6 protein-coding genes and 1 pseudogene are annotated in these 4,906 nt (G+C 40.2%); 2 read left to right on the top strand and 5 right to left on the bottom strand.

Annotated features, from left to right (window positions below; translation table 11 throughout):
- Positions 1–177: 177 nt before the first annotated feature.
- Positions 178–813, top strand: a complete 636-nt coding sequence (gene purN / locus AC33VI_RS14625; protein WP_491782998.1) for a phosphoribosylglycinamide formyltransferase — start codon at positions 178–180, stop codon at positions 811–813.
- Positions 814–909: 96 nt separating this feature from the next.
- On the opposite strand, the gene AC33VI_RS14620 is transcribed toward purN, so the two are convergent.
- The 4 genes from AC33VI_RS14620 to AC33VI_RS14605 all read right to left on the bottom strand — a co-directional run bounded on the left by AC33VI_RS14620 (position 910) and on the right by AC33VI_RS14605 (position 3,796).
- A complete protein-coding gene (locus tag AC33VI_RS14620; RefSeq protein ID WP_491782997.1) occupies positions 910–1,446 on the bottom strand; it encodes an anti-sigma factor family protein in 537 nt (178 codons plus the stop codon).
- Positions 1,447–1,505: 59 nt separating this feature from the next.
- On the bottom strand, positions 1,506–2,165 hold the full coding sequence (locus tag AC33VI_RS14615; RefSeq protein ID WP_491782996.1) for a sigma-70 family RNA polymerase sigma factor: 660 nt from the start codon (positions 2,163–2,165) through the stop codon (positions 1,506–1,508).
- A gap of 108 nt (positions 2,166–2,273) precedes the next feature.
- Entirely contained in the window at positions 2,274–2,807 is a 534-nt protein-coding gene (locus AC33VI_RS14610; protein WP_491782995.1) for a late competence development ComFB family protein, read from the bottom strand.
- Between the two features lie 113 nt (positions 2,808–2,920).
- Positions 2,921–3,796, bottom strand: a complete 876-nt coding sequence (locus tag AC33VI_RS14605; protein ID WP_491782994.1) for a M23 family metallopeptidase — start codon at positions 3,794–3,796, stop codon at positions 2,921–2,923.
- Between the two features lie 249 nt (positions 3,797–4,045).
- On the opposite strand from AC33VI_RS14605, the pseudogene AC33VI_RS14600 reads away from it, so the two are divergent.
- Positions 4,046–4,813, top strand: a pseudogene (locus AC33VI_RS14600) (DICT sensory domain-containing protein); the annotation flags it as partial.
- On the opposite strand, the gene AC33VI_RS14595 reads toward AC33VI_RS14600, so the two are convergent.
- On the bottom strand, positions 4,760–4,906 hold a 147-nt coding region (locus AC33VI_RS14595; protein WP_491782999.1), incomplete at its 5' end, for a hypothetical protein. The pseudogene AC33VI_RS14600 and the gene AC33VI_RS14595 overlap by 54 nt on opposite strands.

The following is a 4,906-nucleotide window of genomic DNA, read 5'->3' as shown; positions in this document are numbered from 1 at the left end:
GGTAACAGGTAATGGGTTTTGCTTATCTCTAAGCCTTATTATTTCCTGAATTACCTAGTCGTTTAGTTCCCTCATCTCAAATCTAGACTGACGGCTAAAAAATAATTGGGAAAGACTTTCGGTAGGTTATTAGAAGTAGCAAAAGAGTCTTTAAATAAACTAAATAAGCTTTGTTAAATGAAAGAAAGTTTTTTGATTTCACCTACAACCATAAGTTCTTCTGAATCAAGCAAAAAATCTCCGACCCTACAATTGGGAGTGATGGCTTCTGGCAGCGGAAGTAACTTTGAGGCAATAGCTAAAGCGATCGCGGCAGGAGAACTTAATGCAGAAATTAAAGTTTTAATTTATAACAATCCCGAAGCCAAAGTAAAAGCAAGAGCAGAAAAATATAAAATCCCTACAGTATTTTTAGACCACAAAAACTATACGCGAGAAAACCTAGATCGCGAAATTATCGCCGTATTTAAAGCTTATGGAGTCGATTGGGTAATTATGGCGGGTTGGATGCGAATTATTACCCAAGTTTTATTAGACGGCTATCGCGATCGCGTAATCAATATTCACCCTAGCTTGTTACCCAGTTTTAAAGGCATTAGAGCCATAGAACAAGCATTAGCAGCCAAGGTAAAGATTACAGGCTGTACCGTTCATTTAGTCAGTTTAGAAGTAGATAGTGGGGCAATTATCATGCAAGCAGCAGTACCTGTTTTACCCGACGATGATGCGGACACTCTTCATCAACGCATACAAATTCAAGAACACAATATTCTACCCAAAGCGATCGCTTTTGTGGCTCAAAATAATTATTAATTCTTAGTTCTTAGTTGTTAGTTCCTAAATTCTTCTGAATGATAACTGGTAGTTATTTTTGCAGTCTAGTTTGTTGGACTCCCCACTGACAATTACCTAATTTTGCTCTACATTCCAATCACTGTAATCGTAATCGCCCAGAGATTTAGGAATATTAATTGCAGGTCGATCGACTGCAACAGCTAACATGACTGAAGTAGAAATATTATTATTAGGAGAATTTAATTCTGCTATTTGGGGAGATAGGGGAGAAAAACCAGGAATCAGACCCGATACACCTGCTATTACCGAGGCAGCGATCGCACTACCACCCCAAGCTAGTTTACGCTGCCAACGACGAGTACGGTCTAAAGATTGGAAAACCCCAGCCGTAATTTCCTCTGTAGATTTTTCGCTGGGTGGTGCTACAGAATGTTGTAAATGACCTTGTAAAGTTAATAACTGAGTATATAACTTCTTAAATTCAGGATCGCAATCGAGCCTAGCTTGTACTTGTTTGGTTTCTGGAAGAGATAATTCCCCATCTATGTAAGCACTCAGAAGTTCAAAAGAATCTAAGTAAGAATCTTCTGTTTCTAAATACGGATCTTCAGCCGAGGAATTATACTGGAAACTATCAAATTGAGATGTCATTCTGCCATCACCGCTACTTAAAAAAATAAATATTAAATCATCAACATATATTTACCAATTTACTCGTCATCAAGATAATTTTGCAACACTGATTGCAACTTTAATCTGGCTCTAGCAATTCTTGATTTAACAGTACCTAAAGAAACTCCCGTCATCTCGGCAATTTCTTCATAGGGCAAACCTTCTATTTCTCGCAACACAATAGTAGTGCGAAAAGTTTCTGGCAACTGAGCGATCGCATTTTGGAGGTGTTCGTAAAACTCTCTAGTAGCCAAATCGTCATTAGGACTGGGGGCATCGTCGGGCAATTCCCAACTCATTTCTCCGTCTTCTACATAACGAGGAGCATCCAAAGACAAAGGAGGGGTAGCTCGTTTGCGTTTGCGTAGTTCGTCATAAAATAAGTTAGTAGCAATGCGACTGAGCCAACCGCGAAATTTGGCAGGATCTTGGAGGCGATGGATATTGCGATAAACTCTAATCCAAACTTCTTGAGCTAGATCCGCTCTTTCTTGCCAATCTGGAGCTAAATGATAAAAAAGACGGTTCAGATGAGATTGATATCTTTTTAACAGTTCAGCAAAAGCCACTTTGTCAGGCTGAATAGTTGCTTGACAGTAAACAATCAGGTCGTAATTAGAAAGTTGTTCGGGAGACACGATATTTTGCTTTTCTTTTGTCTCGGCTCTCGACCAAGATACGGGAAGAGATAAACTCATAAACTCAATCAACCTAACTTAAAAATGGGTTTTGAAGTATTACGTATCTTGACTAGAAACCAGATAAAAAAGTTCCTCGTTCTCTAGAACCTGCTCTCAGACTGAATTTTACTGTTCATAATTAGGAGCATAATCCTTAAGCAAACTGCTCAGTTGTCCTGCCATTTGAGAATCATTCTTGTGAGTAATAGCTTGCCGTTCGGGGAAGAATTCGGGGCGATCTAAATATCGAGCGATCGCTTCTGCTACTTGCTCTTGAATTAAACTTTGTAGTTCTTCCCTAGCTCTTTGCCTTTGGTAATTTGCCCCTTCTTCCGTTGTGGCATACAAAGGAGGTAGACGGTTTAAAGCATAGGCGGCAATATCTCCTACATCCAAAGATGTATCGCTAGTTTGTTCTATTTCAGCTACGCGAGAAATAGCGTCGCTCAAAACCAACTCTTCCATCACGTTGATAAACTGCTTGCGAGGAACTGCCACTACCTCTCCAGTCAACAAAGCTCCCATGAGCTTATCGAGTGCCATATATTCTTCTACCGAAAGTTCGGCAGCAGTGTCGCAAATTCTTCCGACTTCAGCTTCCATACTGGGGGTTAAGTAGCCATCTTGTAAAGCTTGATCGACGATTGAATTAATTCCCATAGTATCGAATAACAATAAAATTCTTGCTTAAGCAGACCTTCGGAACTATCTTAATCGCTATTGTCTGGGATCGAAAAGACAACAATTAAAAATGTAAAAAAAAAGTGACGCTTTTATTCAATTCCCTCAAATCGCCAAGGGACGGGGTCTACTGCCACTTGATTGACATACACACCCCAATGTAAGTGAGGGCCTGTAGAAGCCCCTGACGAGCCAATCGTACCAATTTGTTGACCTACTTGTACCATTGTTCCTTCAGTCACATTAATATCTTGTAAGTGCATAAAAATACTTAATACTCCTTGTCCGTGGTCGATACCAACAATGTTGCCGTGGACGTGAAAACCCTCACTTTCTTTTCCTACCAAACGAACTTTACCCGCAGCAGGAGAGACTACAGGAGAACCATAGCCACCAGCATAATCTACTCCTTTATGGTAGTAGTCATTGGCAAATACACCATTATAATAACGACGCAAGCCAAAACCCGTCGAAACTCGCGAAGCATTGGGACGAGCAAAAGCTCCCTGCCAAAATTTTTCAGGAGTTACTAGAGCTTTAAATTTTCTAACGCGGTCTAATTCTAGTTGAGTTGCGGGGCGAGAAGCTTTGCCACTGAGCCAAATGCGCTGAACGGGAAAAGATCTATTTTTTAACCAGACCCCAATATTGCTGGTTCGATTGTCTCCTTTAACTTGGAGAGTCATCTTACCTGGAGTATTCAGAGGAGAAGTGGGAATAAACGCTCGATATTTACCATTACTTAGAAAAACTGGATAGTTAACTCGATCAATGCTAACAGTAGGAATAACAGCATCATCTTCCGTATCGACAATGACAGAAATTGTATCGCCTTGCTGGGGGCTTTTGGGTAAAATTTCTACTTTTAAAGCTTTAGCAGGAGCGATTAAAGTTAACAGGATGGCTGTGGTGATTCCCGTTAAAGTAGGAAAGCGAAAACGAAGGCGCATATTGTTGGGGTATCTCATTTACCATGAAACAATTTATTTAGAGTTTAATTTTAGCTCCTCAGATAGAGCAGTCAATTAACTTTGGAGTTCGAGCTATATTTGCCGACTTTTGTATTGTTTTAATTGTTGCAATACGTAGCAGTTAAGGGGACGAGTTTTTTGTAGGATGATTATGGGTAAGCAATTTTTCCATATTTTTGCCTTTTGTCCTAACTAAGGGTACTCTAACCCATGAAGGACAAGGTTCTAACTTCAATAACTTTATAGATGAGCATTTCTAATTCTGTGGTGCAACTGCTACTAGAACAATGTGGCGAGTGGCGACCACAAATGTATTTTAAAACTTCTTTAACGGCGTTATCTCACGCCATGGAAGATTTAGTGCTTAATGATTCCGATACCCCCTTAGTTGTTGCTAGCTTTCAAAGAGAGCGTTTTTATCGTCAAGAAGCTCATCGTTATAAACGAATTTCCCGTAAATCTTCTCAGGTATATGTTTTAGCCGCACCAGAGACAGATTTTGCCAATCGCTCTACTGATTATGAAACTATTGCTTTTGAACCGAGCGATGCTTTGGCTCAAGAATGGCATTTGGTAATTATCGGACAGCATTATGCTAGTTGTTTGATTTGTCGCGAAAAAAATGTTTCGACTCCCGAAGCACAAAACCAAACAACCATCGACTCCAATCGTCGTTTTGAAGGGATTTGGACGTTTAACCGCGAAGTTACTTTGGCAGCCGCTAAGATTATGCTCGATCGCATTGGTATTTATCGCCCAGAGTTAGAGGGGAAAATCCAACGAGCGCGTAAGTTATATTTATCTCCCGCCACCACAGTTCAGTCGAGCATGACCATCGATTCGCCTCTAACTAATCCTGACCCTTTCGTACAGCGATTGGTGACCTATCTTCAAGCTGGTCAATATAAATTACTCAAAGCCAATAAATCTTTAGCTGCCAAACAACAAAAAGAGCATTTGCTAAATTCCGTCTCCGATGCAGTCAGACGCTCGCTCAATACCAAGCAAATGCTCTTTTTGTTGTTTGGCAGCTAAAGATTTATTGGCTTTGAGTAATTTATATTGACCAGCTTGAAGATAGGTCACCAATCGCTGTACGAAAGGGTC

Source organism: Waterburya sp. (assembly GCF_058530065.1).
Note: the sequence above shows the minus strand (reverse complement) of the source record. Positions and strands in the feature narration are given on the sequence as shown.